At 66.3% G+C, this 16,629-nt stretch carries 15 protein-coding genes; 7 read left to right on the top strand and 8 right to left on the bottom strand.

What is annotated here, in order from left to right:
• Positions 1-6 precede the first annotated feature (6 nt).
• Entirely contained in the window at positions 7-1,092 is a 1,086-nt protein-coding gene (gene ychF, locus ACIG47_RS03095; RefSeq protein WP_397429557.1) for a redox-regulated ATPase YchF, read from the top strand.
• A gap of 30 nt (positions 1,093-1,122) precedes the next feature.
• Here ychF and ACIG47_RS03100 read toward each other — a convergent pair whose 3' ends face one another.
• Together ACIG47_RS03100 and ACIG47_RS03105 are read right to left on the bottom strand one after the other, a co-directional pair.
• Positions 1,123-2,226 (bottom strand): tyrosine-type recombinase/integrase, encoded by a 1,104-nt coding sequence (locus ACIG47_RS03100; protein ID WP_397429558.1) that lies wholly within the window; start codon positions 2,224-2,226, stop codon positions 1,123-1,125.
• 32 nt (positions 2,227-2,258) lie between these two features.
• Complete coding sequence (locus ACIG47_RS03105) at positions 2,259-2,864, bottom strand: hypothetical protein (RefSeq protein ID WP_397429559.1); 606 nt, start codon at positions 2,862-2,864, stop codon at positions 2,259-2,261.
• A 93-nt stretch (positions 2,865-2,957) separates the two neighbouring features.
• Between ACIG47_RS03105 and ACIG47_RS03110 the strand changes: the two genes are divergently transcribed.
• The 5 genes from ACIG47_RS03110 (at position 2,958) to ACIG47_RS03130 (ending at position 9,227) form a co-directional block, all read left to right on the top strand.
• Positions 2,958-3,161 (top strand): helix-turn-helix transcriptional regulator, encoded by a 204-nt coding sequence (locus tag ACIG47_RS03110; protein WP_397429560.1) that lies wholly within the window; start codon positions 2,958-2,960, stop codon positions 3,159-3,161.
• A 486-nt stretch (positions 3,162-3,647) separates the two neighbouring features.
• Entirely contained in the window at positions 3,648-3,896 is a 249-nt protein-coding gene (locus ACIG47_RS03115; RefSeq protein ID WP_397429561.1) for a relaxase domain-containing protein, read from the top strand.
• Entirely contained in the window at positions 3,862-7,302 is a 3,441-nt protein-coding gene (mobF, locus tag ACIG47_RS03120) for a MobF family relaxase (RefSeq protein WP_397429988.1), read from the top strand. Before ACIG47_RS03115 ends, mobF begins: the two co-directional genes overlap by 35 nt.
• Before the next feature lie 255 nt (positions 7,303-7,557).
• Positions 7,558-8,703 (top strand): DUF262 domain-containing protein, encoded by a 1,146-nt coding sequence (locus tag ACIG47_RS03125; protein WP_397429562.1) that lies wholly within the window; start codon positions 7,558-7,560, stop codon positions 8,701-8,703.
• Entirely contained in the window at positions 8,700-9,227 is a 528-nt protein-coding gene (locus ACIG47_RS03130; RefSeq protein WP_397429563.1) for a HEPN domain-containing protein, read from the top strand. The genes ACIG47_RS03125 and ACIG47_RS03130 overlap by 4 nt, the downstream gene beginning before the upstream one ends.
• 150 nt (positions 9,228-9,377) lie before the next feature.
• Here the strand turns inward: ACIG47_RS03130 and ACIG47_RS03135 are convergent, their stop codons facing one another.
• Complete coding sequence (locus ACIG47_RS03135; RefSeq protein ID WP_397429564.1) at positions 9,378-10,238, bottom strand: phosphotransferase family protein; 861 nt, start codon at positions 10,236-10,238, stop codon at positions 9,378-9,380.
• A 44-nt stretch (positions 10,239-10,282) separates the two neighbouring features.
• Between ACIG47_RS03135 and ACIG47_RS03140 the strand changes: the two genes are divergently transcribed.
• Positions 10,283-11,053 (top strand): AAA family ATPase, encoded by a 771-nt coding sequence (locus ACIG47_RS03140; protein ID WP_397429565.1) that lies wholly within the window; start codon positions 10,283-10,285, stop codon positions 11,051-11,053.
• Positions 11,054-11,072: 19 nt separating this feature from the next.
• Here the strand turns inward: ACIG47_RS03140 and ACIG47_RS03145 are convergent, their stop codons facing one another.
• The 5 genes from ACIG47_RS03145 to ACIG47_RS03165 form a co-directional block, all read right to left on the bottom strand.
• On the bottom strand, positions 11,073-12,002 hold the full coding sequence (locus ACIG47_RS03145; RefSeq protein ID WP_397429566.1) for a radical SAM protein: 930 nt from the start codon (positions 12,000-12,002) through the stop codon (positions 11,073-11,075).
• A gap of 229 nt (positions 12,003-12,231) precedes the next feature.
• On the bottom strand, positions 12,232-13,320 hold the full coding sequence (locus ACIG47_RS03150) for an HAD family hydrolase (RefSeq protein ID WP_397429567.1): 1,089 nt from the start codon (positions 13,318-13,320) through the stop codon (positions 12,232-12,234).
• Between the two features lie 29 nt (positions 13,321-13,349).
• Positions 13,350-13,667, bottom strand: coding sequence for a hypothetical protein (locus ACIG47_RS03155; RefSeq protein ID WP_397429568.1), 318 nt, complete (start codon positions 13,665-13,667; stop codon positions 13,350-13,352).
• A 173-nt stretch (positions 13,668-13,840) separates the two neighbouring features.
• Entirely contained in the window at positions 13,841-14,668 is an 828-nt protein-coding gene (locus ACIG47_RS03160; protein ID WP_397429569.1) for a class I SAM-dependent methyltransferase, read from the bottom strand.
• The gene (locus tag ACIG47_RS03165) at positions 14,665-16,044 is read right to left on the bottom strand and encodes a helix-turn-helix domain-containing protein (protein WP_397429570.1); all 1,380 of its coding nucleotides are present in this window, start codon (positions 16,042-16,044) and stop codon (positions 14,665-14,667) included. The genes ACIG47_RS03160 and ACIG47_RS03165 overlap by 4 nt, the downstream gene beginning before the upstream one ends.
• Positions 16,045-16,629: the final 585 nt, after the last annotated feature.

A 16,629-nucleotide genomic window follows, 5' to 3' on the forward strand; every position in this document is an offset into this window, starting at 1 on the left:
CGCGACGTGGCTCTCACTATCGGCATCGTCGGCCTGCCCAACGTCGGCAAGTCCACCCTCTTCAACGCTCTGACCCGCAACCAGGTGCTCGCGGCGAACTACCCGTTCGCCACGATCGAGCCCAACGTGGGGGTGGTCTCGCTGCCCGACGAGCGGCTGGACAAGCTCGCCGAGATCTTCGACAGCCAGCGGATCCTGCCGGCCACGGTGTCGTTCGTGGACATCGCGGGCATCGTCAAGGGCGCGTCCGAGGGTGAGGGCCTGGGCAACAAGTTCCTCGCCAACATCCGCGAGGCCGACGCGATCTGCCAGGTCACGCGTGCCTTCGACGACCCGGACGTGGTGCGTGTCGAGGGCTCGGCCGACGCCCCCGGCGACATCGAGACCATCTCCACCGAGCTGATCCTGGCCGACCTCCAGACCCTCGAGAAGGCGCTGCCGAGGATGGAGAAGGAGGTCAAGATCAAGCGCGGCGACCCCGTCCTGTACGCGGCCGCGAAGAAGGCCCAGGAGATCCTGGACAAGGGCATCACGCTGTACCAGGGCGCCGCCGACGCCGGCCTGGACCTCGCCGAGATCGCGAGCCTGCAGCTCATGACGGCCAAGCCGTTCATCTACGTCTTCAACACCGACGACGCCGGCCTGGCGGACACCGCCTCGCAGGAGGCGCTGCGCAAGGTGGTCGCCCCCGCGCAGGCGATCTTCCTGGACGCCAAGTTCGAGTCGGAGCTCGTCGAGCTGGAGCCCGAGGAGGCCGCGGAGATGCTGGCCGAGACCGGCCAGGACGAGTCGGGCCTGGACCAGCTCGCGAAGGTCGGCTTCGAGACCCTCGGTCTGCAGACCTACCTCACGGCCGGCCCGAAGGAGGCCCGCGCCTGGACCATCCACAAGGGCTGGACGGCACCGCAGGCGGCCGGTGTGATCCACACCGACTTCGAGCGGGGCTTCATCAAGGCCGAGGTCATCTCGTTCGAGGACCTGGTCGAGGCCGGGTCGGTCGCGGCGGCGAAGGCGGCCGGGAAGGCGCGGATCGAGGGCAAGGACTATGTGATGCAGGACGGGGACGTGGTGGAGTTCCGGTTCAACGTCTGACCTGCGGTATTAGGTGCAGGTCAGGGCGTTTTACGCCTTGGCAGTCCGCGAGGAGTCCGCAGTAGGAGCGAGTGCGGTTTGCATGAGAGAGCCCGCGGCGCGCCTGGTGCGATCCTCCGCTGTCGGCCACAGGTGGGCGTACGTGCGGAGCGTGGTCGTGGCGGACGCATGTCCGAGCGCCCGCTGGACGGTGACGACGTCGCAGTTCTCGGCGATCAGGCCCGACGCGTAAAAGTGCCGGAGGTCGTGGAGCGTGAAGCCGGTGACCTTGGCTTTGGCGACGGTCGTGCGCCAGCGATAGCCCACGGTGTTCTGGTGCGGTGGGTCGTCACCTGCCCCGACGAAGAGCCATCCGTCTCCGTGGGTGCCGTGCTTCTTGATGTGGGCTGAGAGCATCGTCGTCAGCTCGTCGGGGATGTAGACGTCGCGCTCGGATCCGTACTTCGGCGGCCTGATCTCGATCTTTCGGCCGTTTTCGCGCTGGATCTGCCGCGTCACATGAAGCGTCCGTCCCAGGAAGTCGATGTCGCCCACCTTGACCCCGGCCGCCTCGCCGAGTCGAAGCCCCGCAAACGCGCACAGCGCGATGAACGGCTTGAACGGTGACTCGGCCGAGGCGATCAGCTTTCCGACCTGTTCTGCTGTCGGAATGGTCAGGGCGTGCTCGGTACGCCGCATCCGAGGAAGCGTCACTCCGGTCGTGGGGTCAGTTCCGATGATCTTGTCTCGTACAGCGGCTCGAAAGACGCTACGCACATTGTTGTAGCGAGTCTTGACCGTTCCCGGCGCCAGGCCGTCAGTCGTCATCTTCTTGATCCAGCCCTCGATATGCGAGCGCTGGACGGACTTCATGGGCGTGTCCGTGAAGGTGGTTGAGGCGACGGCAAGAGCCATAGCGCGATCGGTTCCGTTCACCCAGACCTGACGGGCGGCCCACTGTTTGAAGTACGCCTGGAACGTGACCCGGCCTGCGCGTGGGTCCGCATAGATCCCGGTGACGATGGTCGCCGTGACTTCATCGAGCCAGGTCTGGGCATCGGTCTTGCGGTCGAAATGCCGGGCGTGCTCGTGGCCGGCTTCGTCACGGTAGCGGGCTCGCCACTTCCCGTTCGGTCTCTTCTTGATGGAGGCCATCGGTGTCCCTTCCTCTCGGGTGTGCGGCTCTTTCAGGTCGTTTCGGGTGTGGGCGGGTGGGATTCGATCAGCTCCACGCCGCGTTCGGCGCGCCAGGCGTCAGGCGAGAACGCCGTGCCATGGGCGTTGGTCAGGTTGTCGATCGCCTTGCGTTGCGTGTTGCCTGTCACGCTTCGATCCCTGCGGATGCGCGCGACGTCGGCCACGGTCTCGGTCACGCTCCCGAGTGCCTGTTCGATCAGGCCCGTCTGGACCTTGTCGGGCTGCCACTCGGGGAACGCGCAAGCGCGGTCGAGGGCTGTCCGGAGGTCTTCGTGTGCTTCGTTGAGCGTGTCGATCGCCCGGACGGCCTTCTGGTGCGCGGCTAGGACTTCCTCGGCGGCGTCGATCGCGTCGCGGGCGGACTGCGCGACCGATGGCATGGCCAGCAGGTCCTCGATCGAGATCTGGAGGACCACGGCAAGGTCAACGGCCTCGACCAGGCGCACGGGCCGGTCGCCCTTCTCGATCGCCCACATGGTGGCCTGGGACCACTTCCATCCGCGTTCGCGCATCGCGTCCGCGATGGCTTGCTGGGTGCGTGGTCCCCGGTAGCGGGCCACGTTCGTGCCGACGTTGATGTCTCGTTCTTCTGCCATACACCAACCGTACTAGCAATTCTTGTTTACAGCCACTAGACACTGTGGTGTACTTGACTTTCAAGTTTGCTACGACTAGGGGAAGTGGTCTTCATGGAGTCAGATCCGTTGCTGCGCACCCGGGAGGTGGCTGAACTCCTGGGTGTGCCTGAGAACACGCTGCGCTGGTGGCGGTACGTCGGTCATGGCCCGGAGTCGTTCCGGCTTGGCCCGCGCCGGGTGGTCTACCGGCGCTCGAAGGTGCTGGCGTGGCTGGCTGCGCAGGAGGCGGCTGGTGCCAAGCACACGATGGCCTGACTCCTTGTGGGATAGGCGGATGAACGGGGCTCGGACACTTCGGTGTCCGGGTCCCGTTCTCGTTGGTGGCAACGCCATCGGCCCGCGTCGGTCGGTCTCGGCGCTACGCCCTGAGATGTCCGCCGCCGCTGCGGAGCGCGCCATCGTCCGGGTGCACGGGGTGGGGCGGGTGCTCCGGCCCGCTTTTCCGTCCTGCCCGGCGTGCGCGAACGAGCAGCGCGACGGCGCGGCGAACTGGACGGCTACGGCACGCGCAGGGAACTGCGGCAGCGGCACGAGCTGCGGCATGCGGCTGGCTAGGTGCAGGCAGGCGGCGACGAACGAGGGGTTGTGGGTCGCCAGGAAACGCAGCACACCTCAGGCAGTTGAGGAGCGACGGGGCCGTTGGCGTTGGTGCGATTCGGCGCCGTTGGCGCGCCACGTGCGCACCCGGGCGCGCACCCGCCCGCGCCCGCCGTCCGCACGTCCCCGGGGTGGTGCTCGGTCATGACGGTGACCATCCATCCGATGAGCGTCGGCAACGGCACCGAGTACCTGACCGAGTCGGTAGCCAACGCCGACTGCGACGCCCCATGCCTGGGTGACGGTCTCGGCCTCGACCCGGTCACCGCGTACTACACAGCCGTAGGGACCCCGCAGGGCTACTGGCTCGGAAGCGGCGTGACCGACCTCGGCGGCGGTGCACTGACGGCCGGGGACCCTGTTACGACCACCCAAACTTCAGCGCCTCCTTGAAGCCGGGCGGGATCCGGTCACGACCGAACCCCTCGGGCGGGCCTATCCGAAGATCGCCCCGTTGCGGGAGCGGATCGAGACCCGGACCAGTGCCCTGGACCCGGACTTGAGTCCGGTCGACCGGAAGGCCGCGGTGGACGCGATCATCCAGGACGAGACCTGGGCCGGCCCCCGCAAGGCGGTCGCGGGGTTCGATCTGACGTTCTCCCCGACCAAGTCAGTGTCGGTGCTGTGGGGTCTGTCCGGCCGCAACACGCAGGCCGTGATCTTGGGCGCGCATCGGGCGGCAATGGCTGAGACCGTCCGGTTCATCGAAGAGCACATCGCCGCCACCCGGATGGGGACCGACGCCGGGGACGGGTCGATCATGCAAGCCGAGGTCACCGGAGTGATCGCCACCGCGTATGACCACTGGGACTCCCGGGCGCACGACCCGCAGTTGCACACGCACCTGGTGATCGCGAACAAGATCCGCACGGTCATCGACGGGAAATGGCGCACGCTGGACTCGCGGGCGTTGTTCAACGCGAACGTAGCGTTCAGCGAGCACTACAACGCGGTCCTGGCCGACCGCCTGACCGCGGCCCTGGGTGTGCAATGGGAGCGGCGTGTGCGGGGCAAGGACCGCAGCCCGCGCATGGAGATCATCGGCGTGAGCGACGAGCTGATCGAGGAGTTCTCCAACCGCTCGGCGGAGATCGAGCACTGCGCCGACCAGCTCATCAACGAGTATCGGGAGAAGCACGGGCGTGCCCCGTCGTCGGGCACGATCAACCGGCTGCGTGAGCAGGCCAACCTGGAGACCCGCCCACCCAAGACCATCAAGTCGCTGGAGGAGTTGACCGCGCAGTGGCGCGAGCGGGCCGGACGCATCCTCGGCCAGGACCCCACCGAGTGGGCACAAGGCTTGCTGTCTGCCGCCCTGACCGACCCTGGGCAGGTGTTCACAGCCGCCGATGTCCCCCAAGAGGTGGTGGACATGGCCGCCTCCGTCGTCCTCGGCGTGGTGGGGGACAAGAAGGCCACCTGGAAGCACTGGAACCTGTGGGCCGAAGCCGAACGCCAGACCATGCACTGGCGCATGACCACCCACCAGGACCGCGTTGAGGTCGTCACCCGGATCGTCACGGCAGCCGAGACCGGTTCGGTCACCCTGACTCCGCCCGAACTGGCACCCACACCGGTCGCGATGCAGCTCGCGGACGGGACCAGCTCCCTACGGCCGAAGCACTCGACCGTGTTCACCTCCCAGGCCGTCCTGGACGCCGAGAAACGCCTTCTCGCCCTCATGGATGACCGCACCGCACCCCGCCTGCCCGGCGACCTGCTGCGGATCGTCCTGAACGACGGGGTGCGCGACGGTGCACTGGACACCTCGCAGGCCGATGCCATCACAGTGGTCACTGGCTCAGGCCGCCGCCTGGACCTGCTGGTGGGTCCGGCCGGGACCGGGAAGACCACCACCCTGCGCGCGCTGCGGACCCTGTGGGAAGGACAGCACGGCCCCGGAACCGTCGTCGGTTTGGCGCCGTCCGCGGCTGCTGCTGACGTGCTGGCGACGGAGCTCGGGATCGAGTGTGAGAACACCGCTATGTGGCTCACCCGCCACCACCACAACCACGCCCAGTTCGAGGCGGGGCAACTGGTGATCGTGGACGAAGCATCCCTCGCCGGCACGCACACCCTGGACCGCCTCACCCTCGCCGCCGTGCAGGCCGGCGCGAAGGTGCTGCTCGTTGGAGATCCCGCGCAGCTCCCCGCCGTGGAGACCGGCGGAGCCCTGACCCTCCTGACCGGCGAACGCGCCCGCACGACCGGGGATGTGCCGACGCTGACCGAGGTGCACCGCTTCCACGCCGCCTGGGAGAAGCACGCGTCTCTGCGGCTACGTGACGGTGACCCTAGTGTCTTGACGGCCTATCAGGATCATGACCGCATCCAGGCGGGTGACACGGACACGATGACCGATGCCGCGTACACGGCATGGAAGGCCGACACCGACGCGGGACTGTCGTCGGTGCTGGTCGTCCCGGACAACGGCACGATGAACGACCTCAACCGGCGTGCCCGCGCCGAACGCGTCCTGTCCGGCCGCGTCTCTGACGGGCAGACCGTGCGCCTGGCCGGGCGGGTGCGGGCCTCGGCCGGGGACCTGATCGTCACCCGGCGTAACGACCGCACCCTGCGCTACGGACAGGCCGGATGGGTCCGCAACGGCGACCGCTGGCAGATCACCACCGTCCACCACGACGGGTCCGTCACCGCCCAGCGGATCGACCCCGACACGCACACCGACACTCGCAACACCGGTCGCGTGCATCTCAGCGGCGGCATGGTCCACCTGCCTGCCGCGTATGTGGCCGAGCACGTAGATCTGGGGTACGCGGTCACCGCGCACCGTGCCCAGGGGCTGACCGTGGACACCGCGCACACCATCGCCAGCCCCACCATGGCCCGGGAGAACCTGTACGTCGCCCTCACCCGAGGCCGCCACGCGAACACCGTATTTGTGCCCGTCGACCAGCCCGACCGCAACCAGAACCACCAGCACACCATCGGCGCGGACCTCGACCCCGACCGGCCCGACCTCGACGCCGCCCGCACCATCCTGACCGGCATCCTGCACCGGATCGGTGCCGAGCCCTCCGCACACCAGGCCCGCCGCGACGAAGAACACCACTGGGGATCGATCGCGCAGCTCGCCGCCGAGTACGACACCATCGCCAACCACGCCCAACGACCCCGCTGGACACGCCTGGTCGCGCACACCCTCGCCGGAGAGGGCCTTACGAGGGACGCTATTGCCCAGGCCGTGGACTCCGACGCCTTCGGGGCGCTGTGTGCGGAGCTACGCCGCGCTGAAGCGGACGGACACCACGTCGAACGCCTCCTGCCCCGGCTCGCCGCCGCACGAAGCCTCTACGACGCCGACGACATCGCTGCCGTCCTGCACGACCGACTCACCCACGCAGCCACACACGCCAACATCGGGCGGAACCGGATCGTCGGCCTCATCCCACGAGCCCAGGGACCACTGCCGGACGACGTACGCGAAGCACTCGACCGCCGCGCTGAACTCATCGAACACCGCGCGCGCACACTCGCCGAGAACGCGCTACACAACGGCGAAGTCTGGCCTCGGCGCCTGCCGCCACGCCCACAGGGGCACGGTGCGCCTGACTGGCAGGCTACCGTCATCGCTGTGGCCGCCTACCGGGACATATACGAAGTAACCGAAAACAGCTTGCTTGGCGGGCCACCCACCACGCTGACCCAGCGTGACCAGCTCAAGCGTGTGCGCGCTGCCTTGCAGCCCCGGACAGCGCTAGAAGGGCGGCAGTCGTACTCCGGCCTCACCGGGGAGCGAGAGAGCCAACGGGAACTGCCCGATCGGCCGTCGATCTAGAAGCTCGTCCTTGAGGTTCCCTGAGGGTTGGCGTTCGCGAGGACTTGTTCGGCGGCCTTGGATCAGGCGAAGGGGTGGGAGCGGTCGCTCCAGGCGCTATGAGGGCGCGGATCCTGGCACTGAGGTGGGGGCGGACTGGAAGACGCCGCGGCGGATGGCCTCATCGTCTCGAACGCCAACCATCAGGTCACTTACGACGCGCGACACTAGATCCTCGCCGGTCTGGGATCTGCTAGGGCCGATAGTCTTGGCCACATGAGCATGGACAGTCCCACAGCCAGCGAGATCGACGATGATCAGGATCTGTCAGCTGTGGATCCTGACGACCTGACAGACGAGGAGCGGGAGGCCGCTGTCGAATCTGAGGGTGAAGCGGAAGCAGTGAGTTACCAAGGCACTGATTTTGACGCCGAGGGACTCGTGAGGCGTCTGAATAGGCAAGACATCGTTATCCCGAGCTTCGGGCACGGGGACGAGGAAGTCGAGCTCGCCGCGTTCCAGCGGAGCTTCGTTTGGACGCGTCCGCAGATGGACCGGTTTATCGAATCTTTATTGCTCGGGTTTCCCGTTCCTGGGATTATGCTCGTTCAGCAGGCGGACAAGCGGTACCTGGTGCTCGACGGGCAACAGCGTCTGCGCACCCTGCAAGCGTTCTACAACGGCTTGCACCGCAAGCGGGAGTTCTCACTTGAAAATGTCGCCGAAGAGTTCAAGGGCCTTACGTATAAGACTCTAGATCCCGAGCAGAAGCGTACGCTCGACAACAGTTTCATTCAGGCGACGATCGTGAAGACGGACGGTAGCGCCGAGTCTCGCGAGTCCATTTACCAGATCTTCGAACGGCTCAACTCGGGTGGCACTCAGTTGACTCCACACGAGATTCGCATCGCGCTTTATCCCGGCCAGTTTGTGGACTTCCTCGGCGAGTTGAATGAGATCGAATCGTGGCGACACATCTACGGTTCTGTGTCACCGAGGGTCCGCGATCATGAACTCCTCTTGCGAGTCGTCGCGCTCTATGTGAGTTCGGAGGAGTACTTCAGGCCCCTCAAGCGATTCCTCAACACCTTCCTGGGGCGGCATCGCTCATTGAGCAAGCTTCCAGCAGAAGACATCCGTCAGCACTTCACCAAGGCGATCACAGCTCTTGACGAGGCTGGTGCGCGGGAGTATTTGCGCCCTCCCCGTGCCCGTTTGAATGTTGCAACCTTCGACGCTGTGATGGTTGGAGCGATGCGAAGCGTTGCTTCGGCAGGTTCCATCACCCCCGATGAGGTCAAGGACAGTCTCAAGGCACTACGCGCCAACCGTGAGTTCACCGAGGCGACTTCCACACAAACCGACACTGAGGAGAATGTGCGGAATCGGCTTCGTATCGCGACAGCAGCGTTTGCCAAATGACCAAGAGCCTCCGGTGGCCCCCGCCGGATCTCCTCTCCCTGGAGCGGTCGCTCGACGAACTCGCCGAATCTGTTCGCGAGCGGCCAGCGCATCGGACGGTTGACGAACAGGTGTGGCTCGTGAGATTTCTCGTTGTTCGGTCTTGCGGCTACCTTGAACAGGTCATGCATCGTTGTGCGATGGGGCATCTTCAGGAGCTGTCGTATGGAACCGCTCGGTCCTACTCTCTTTCATGGCTGAGTCGGAGCATCAACCCCTCGGTCGAGAACATTCGCACCACGCTGGGACGGTTCGATGCGGGATTCGTCGAGGAGTTTGAACTGATGCTCAGCGAGGGAAACGGCGAACTCGGCAATGACCTAGGGGCGCTAATCACCAAGCGGCACGCCATCGCTCACGGTCAAAGCGATGGACTGGGGGATCGTCGCGCTTTGGACTTGTATGAGATGGCCAAGAAACTTGCTGATTGGATGATTAGAAGACTGAGTCCGGATCCCGGGTGGGGAAGTTCTTTCTCTCGCTAGCCCCCGTCCATCTGGAGCGGTAAAATTCAACGCAAGGAAAGGTAGACAGGGCTCCCGGATCCGAGGCTCGCGACAACCAGGCCCGTTCGCGGACGGGCATCCAGCGCCGGGTCACGGCGGATAGTCGTTTGCCCGTGCTCCGTGGTGTGGTCACGCCAGCCGATGCTGGGTCGCAGCTTCGGCGCGCGACCGGACAGATGCGGCGATGTCGAGGTGTGGGCGCGCCTCGACCAGTCGCAGGTACTTGGTCGCCACCACGAGTTCTGCCACGGCTCCGGAGTACGTATCCAGCACTCTTGCGAACTCGGTCCGGGCTCTTGCTTCGGTGCGGGGGTGAAGGATTGCTGAGTACGCCAGGTGTGCCGCGTCGAAGCCTGCGGGTGCCCAGCCCCAGTTCTCCCAGTCCAGGATGCACAGGCGCGGGGCGGTCAGGTTGCCGAAGTGGAGGTCTCCATGGGCGACCTCCCACTGGATGCGGTCGCGGTCGATCTGGACGCCGAACCATCGCAGGATCTCGGCCTGGAACCGGTGGGGGTTGACCGCCATCCTCTTGGTCCTCTCGATCTGTCTGAGGGGTTCGAGGCTGGCGTGAAGGCTCGCCCACCACGGGTCGGTCAGCTCGGGCTCGTGCTCTAGGACCAACCCTGTCCCGATCGTGGGCTGGTCGATGTAGGTCAGCAGGTCTGCCCGAACCCGGAGGTGTTGATCGGTCCACTCGACCGAACGCAGCACGTGCGGCATGGGGACGGCGTCGAACGGGTCTCCCGTCGCGGTAGCGATGCCGTCCCACATGTCGTCCGTGGACAGCTCCGTGCTCAGGACCGCGACTCTGAGCCACGCGGGACCCGACGTTCGGACACCGGCCGTGCCGTTGAGGTGACCGGTGACGACAGCGCCCTGGATAGCCACGCCGAGCCGTTTGGCCGCCTGGGCAAGGTGTCGCGCTGCCCGATCTTTCGTGGTCTCCACCTTGCCTCCGGTCGGGTCGTCCTGACTGTCAACGGCGATCACGTGTCGCGGTACTGCGGTCTCGGCGGATACGGCACGATGTTGACATGACCCGCACCCGTACCGCAGGCGGACCGTACGTGCGTGAGGCCCGCGCGGACCGGCTCCCGGTAGAGGGCTGGCCGTTCACCATCCCTGCCGTTCAGGCCTTGGCCGATGGTCACGTGCTCGACCTGGACCACTCGGTGACGTTGCTGTGTGGGGACAACGGCAGCGGGAAGTCCACGCTCGTGGAGGCCATCGCTGCCGCCGCGGGTCTGAATGTCGAGGGCGGGTCACGCAACTTTCAGTTCAGCACCCGCAACGCCGAAGTCCCGCTGGCTGAGCACCTGCGCCTGGTGCGGCACCCGGGCCGCCGGCCTCGGGACGGGTTCTTCCTGCGCGCCGAGTCGTACTTCAACGTCGCCTCCGAGATCGAACGGCTTCACGACGAGCCGGACACCCCGCCGCTGCTGCCGGTCTACGGGGGTGTCTCCCCACACGAGCGGTCCCATGGTGAGTCGTTCCTGGACCTGGTGACCCACCGGTTCGGCACCGGGGGGCTCTACGTGCTGGACGAGCCGGAGGCGGCGTTGTCAGTGACGGGGTGCATGGCGCTCCTGGCCCGGGTAGCTGAGTTGTCGGGGGGTGGGTCGCAGTTCATCATCGCGACCCACTCCCCGATCCTCTTGGCGATCCCGGGCGCGGTCATCCATCAACTGGACGAGCACGGCTTCGACCGCATCGAGTACGACGACGCCCTGCCGGTGGTCACGATGCGCGCGTTTCTGGCTGACCCGGACCGGTTCGTGCACCGCCTCCGGGCCGACGCGGACTGAGTCGCGTCCCGGGGTGCTGCTACTGGAAGTAGGGCCAGCACCGGCCGTTCGGCGCGCATGGTGAACAGCTCGGGCTGCACTTGGGCGAGCACGTCGGTGTGCAGTTCGCGGGAGCACACGAGGGTGCGCAGGTCGGTTCGCACCGGTGCGGTGCGCACGTCGGGTTGCAGTCCGGGTTGCACTTCTCGCCCCACCCCTGCGGCTCGGCGCGAGCCTCGAACTCTGCCCGCAGTTCTTGCGTCGCGGCGGCGTGGGCTTGCCCACTGAGGATGTCGGTCAGGAGGGCGTCGTGGATGTTCCCGACCGGCATCCACCGGGTGAACACGCACGGCCACACGTCGCCGGTCGGGCTGACCGCGATGACGCCGTCCCCGCAGTTGCCGCACAGCTCGCCGACACTCGCGTCCCGGTCACGGGTACCGCGCCCGACCTGCCGCAGATGATCCACACCAACGTCCGCCACGCCGAGTGCTTCCAGCTCAGCGGTCGCCGCGGCGACGTTCTGGTCGTCGAGCATGCCGATGATCCCAGCCCGCAGCGGAACACCGTGGGCCAGTGCCTTGGTGATGTTCGCCTTCGTGCGGGCGTGGGTGTTCCGCTTCGTGATCAGCAGGTGCTGCTTCGGGTCGGTGGAGTACCAGGAGCACGCCAGCCGCACCCCGGGCCTGGTGAACGTGTCCCACATGCGGTTCGAGACGTGGACGAGGTTGGAGAAGACCTCCACCTCCAGCCCCTGGTCCAGCGCGTACTCGACCAGGGCCGGAAGATCGGGATGCAGGGTGGGTTCGCCGCCGATGAACTGGACCATGCCCACTCCGAGGTCGGCGCACTGGTCGATCACACCGAACCAGTCGCTGCGTTGCATGGCGCCGTGGGTGCCGCTCGGGCCGGACTCGGCGTAGCAGTGGATGCATTCCAACTGACACTTGCCGGTGATCTCCAGCCACACGAAGCCGAGGCTGGTCCGTCGCGTGGAGCTGGGAGGCGGGCTGGTGACCGTCATCAGTTCCTCCAGGTGCGGATCGGTAGCGTGGAGTGCGGGCCGGGACCAGGGCGATGGTCCCGGCCCGCCTGGGGGGTGATGCCCGCCCCGGGGGAAGGCGGGCCCCGCGACCAGGCACGTCCTGCGGCGTGTAGTGCAGCAGCGTGTCTGGCCGCAAGATCGACAGCGGGCCCTGTTACAGGCCGCTCAGGGGGAGTTCGAACCCAGCGGGGCCGTCGCCGGTGACGCTGCGCCACTGCGCCCTGCGGCGGCCCTCCTCACCACGGGGGTAGGGCATGCCAGCGTCCAGAGCGGCGGTCTCGATCGCTCGCATCGTGACCCCGACCCCGGACGGGATCGGAGCGTGGCGGGCCCAGCGGCCGTCCTGGAGGGTCCAGGCCTCGCACCGGGCCAGGTCTGGTCCGCGGCCGTGCCAGACCCGCAGCATCACCGGACCGGGTGCGGTGCGCTCGGCGGTAGCGATCTGTGCGGCCAGCCGAGACAGCGTGTGGTCCACGGCCGGGACGAGGGAGGCAAGCACGGGTAGCAGTCCGGCCTGATCGATGCTGCCAGTGGTCTCGGTCGCCGCGCTGCGAACGATCGCGGGCGCCTGTCCCATCGCGACCGAACGTCCGGCCCAGGCCAGCATGTCCAGGTCGTTGACCCCGTCCCCGATCGCCACCGTGCGACCCGCAGGGACGCTCAGGTGGGCACGGATGGCGTCGAGGGCCACGGCCTTGTTCACGCCCGGGGCGGTCACGTCGAGCCAGTCCGGACCCTGCGGAGCGACCGTGACTCCACAGGCGCGCAGCGAGTCGGTGTAGCGGCGGATGCCGGGCGCCGAGAGTACGACCCGCGTCGCCGGTTCGGCCATCAGGTCAGCCAGCAGGACGGTCTTCTGCTGACCGTTCAGTTCACCGGGCTCGAACGTGCCGCTGGTGCGCCACCCCCACCCCACCTCTTCCGCCGCGACCCGCACGGACGGCATGACGTCCAGGGCACGACGGATCACGGGTGCGGGGTCGAACGTGCGCGCCTCGACCACGTCATACCCGGACGGCGCCGAGTGGTCCAGGCGCACGGTCAGGGCGCCGTTGGAGCAGACCGCCCACCCGTGCGTCAGGCCCAGCCGCGTCGAGATGGGCAAAAGCCCGGCCAGCGACCGACCCGAAGCAAGCACGACCTCATGGCCCGCCGAACGGACCAGGTCCAGGGCCTCGACCGTGCCCGCAGGTACCCGCTGCTCACCGTCGACCAGGGTCCCGTCGATGTCGAGAGCAACCATCGTCCGCGCACAGGTTGTCGTCGGCGCGTTCATCGGGCCACCACCTGACGCAGGGCCGACCGCACCTGGACCTCCAGGCCGTCAATCACGCCCGTCCAAAGGGTGTGTCCTGGCACGAACATTCGATGGTCCAACGGAAGATCGCAGCCGAGCAGGCGAGCGATGCCTTCCCCGTCTTCGAGGTTCACCGGGTGGAGGCTGATGCGATCACGCGTGAAGGTCACCAGCTCGACCTTTTCCGGGCCGACCAGTTCGAGTATCGCCGTCACAATGCGCAGCACCACGAGCGGGGACGTTTCCAGCAGTGCCGGAGCCTTTGAGGTCGTCGGCATCAGGTTGGGTGTCATGGCAACTCCGGTGCTTGAACCGTCCAGGGGGACGTGTGACAAGGTGAGATGCCAGTTCATCCGTGTCGGGCTTTGTCGACAAGCGCCCGACATCACACCGACACTTCGTTGACAGGAGACGTCGGAACCTCACAACGGTCACCGATCACGTGGCGGTCGTTACCTCAGGCGATCTACTGCTGGTCAGTTCGTGCGGACCTGCATTCGATGATGCCGCTGAGGCAGGAGATGGTGAATTCTCCGTGCTGATCCAGATGCTCCTGGAGTAGCGATTCGGCCGCTCTCACTGTTCGGTGGAACGGGACACCGCTCTTGCGTGCGAAGGACTCGTAGGACGCCAGGTGGTTGATGACCGGATCAGGTGACGTGACGCGGATCGTCCCTGGGAGTTCATAGGTCTCGACGGAGCCGAAGTGCCTTCTCAGTATCGTCGGCGCCGCGTTCAGTGGGAACCTGCGGGACAGCGATATTCGCTCAGGAGGGTTCGGAGTGTCGAGAACCCGGGATGCGGCCCGACGCCAGAGTTCGTCAAGCTCGCGCTTGTCCTCGATAGCGTTCGTTGACACGAAGGCTGTCCCCCACGGGCCAAGGACCCGCGCCAGTTCCCGGATACCAGCCTCGACGTCCTCGACGTGGTACAGCATGTGCATCGCCAGAACGACGTCGGCCGAATCAGTAGCGAATGGCAGATGCGCAGCATCAGCGACCACTGCCGGCGAACCCACTGCGCGCAGGATCCCGGGCGCAAGGTCGATGCCCACCACCGAGGCGCGCGGGAACTGGTCTCGGAAGCGTGATGTGTAGCGGCCGTTGCCGCACCCGACGTCCAGGACCACCGTGGGGTCAGTGTCGCTGAGGCGTTCCAGCGTGATGCCGGGCAGGTCGTAGACGGGGGTCTGGAAGTCGTACAGATGTTGCCTGGACTGGAGGTGCCGGTCGTCGGCGTATGCGCTCGTCGCGATGATCGACCGGTCGGATATGGAGTGGCCGCCGCTGGTCATGACTCGCCGCTCAGGTGCCCAGGCTTCGTGTCGGTGATTGCGCGCAGTTCCACGAGTTCTTGCCGTAGCCCGATCGCTAGTGCACTGCGCAGGTAGCGTCCAGCGGTTAGAACACCTTCCAGCTCGGCGAGACGCTTTCGGATGCTGGCGGTCATGTGATGGTCGTCTGCTGCCAGTACGGGCTGAACGGTGGAGACGGCTCCGTCCAGGTCGCCGGTTGCTAGGTGCGCAGTCGTGAGGTCGAGGTAGGCCGCGAGGATGTCCGGACCTGCCGCCTGCCCTCCCGAGCGTTCGAGTTCGAGTTGGACCGCCCGGTTGCTCTGTTCGATCGCTCGGGGGATGTCCTGGCGGCTGCCTAGGGAGAGGAGTGCGGTACCCGCGTACCCGGCCTGCTTGCGTTCAGGAAAGGTGAAGAGCCCGCTATCGGTGCTGGAGTTCTGGTGATCCGCTACCACGCGTGACCGGGCCTCCTCTGCGGTGTTGATCGCGCTCAGGGTGGCAGACCGGTATCCCGCCTTACCCTGTGAACGTGCCAGCAGCCCGGGGAGTCGAACTGTGATCGTCCCACTTCTGGCGTGGTCCATGCCGTCTGCTGCGAGAGCGGCAGCACCGGCGTAGTTGCCGTTCCAGTAGGCGATCAGTGATTGGACGCTTCGCACCCAGCCCATAAAGTTGGGGTGCCCGGCGGCTTCCGCGCACAGCCATGCGACATTCGCCATCGCTTGTGCCCCGGCGTAGTTTCCTTGGTCCATTAGGAGGTGCGCCGTCAAACCAGTGATCTGCGCAGCCTGAAGATGGAGGTGCCGGGTCTGCTCCGGAAAGCGATTGCGTTCGATCATGCTGAATACCGAACGTTGCAGGAACCGTAGATCACGCTTCATTGCGCCTGGAGGCATAGAACCAAAGCGCTCGGAGAGCCGTTGTATCTCCAGATCAGTGAATTCCAGCGCCTCGGACGCTACAGCGCCTCCGGCCAGTGCCGACGCGAATCGAGTGGCCTCCACGACTTCATCGGTGGGTCCCACCTGGGGAGGTGAGACTTGCACGCTCACGTCCGAAGCTGTCGCTCCACGTGCATCGACCATCCAAGTAGTGTGCTGCCCAGAGAGGCGCGAACGAGCGGCCTGTACATCGCTCTGCCGCTGCGCCTCGATCGCTTCATTGACCTTGTGGTAGGCAGCAAGAAGCTCGCCCTGCGCGCCGAGCGCCCGGTCACACTCCGCCCAGAATCGCTCGTCCGGGAACTGGCGTCCGGTCTCCGTGTTCGCGATCGACGAGCGCGACGAACGGACCTGTCCCTCAGTGATCAGTTGCTGCTGGCTCCAGCCCTTCGCGTCTCGAAGGTCAGCCAGCATCAGCCCGAGGTCAGCCTTCATGCGAGCGACTGCACTGGAATCCATAGCGGTCCCCTCGCGGCTCGCCGTCCCCGACCAAAGATCAACTCAGCACCGTGCAAACACACAGACAGTACGACGTCCCGAGCGGTGCAGTCGACCCCTGATGGCCGGTCGGAGCGTTAACGTGAGCCGTGCAGCGGGGTTCGGCTCGGGAAGAGCCGAAGTTTCAGAGCCCGTCTAGGCCGACATCATGACCAGCCGCAGCGGCAGGGGCGAGCCAGCGACGAGCCTAGACTTGTCCACGTGGTCACTGGAGCGCCTTCGGACAGAGTAGACGTGGCGGGAGCGCGGATTTGGCGAGCACATCTTCAGGCGCTCGGCCGGCCACTGATGAAGAGATCGCGGTGATCGAATATGAAGCCAAGGAGACGTTGGGCGCGGACAAGCTCGAATGCCTTCCGCGGGCCCTGGAGTATCGGGCGGCTGGCTACTAGCATGTGCAGAAGTGGGTCGACAGCTCTGACTCCGGGATTAAGACGTCATTCGCGGCCCGCGTAGCTGATGCAGCCTGGGCAGGTAGCACCAACGGCTGGCACGAGCAGGCTTAGCCCTAATCCGGCACTA

The sequence above is a fragment of the Promicromonospora sp. NPDC052451 genome, from assembly GCF_044547525.1.
GTDB lineage: Bacteria > Actinomycetota > Actinomycetes > Actinomycetales > Cellulomonadaceae > Promicromonospora.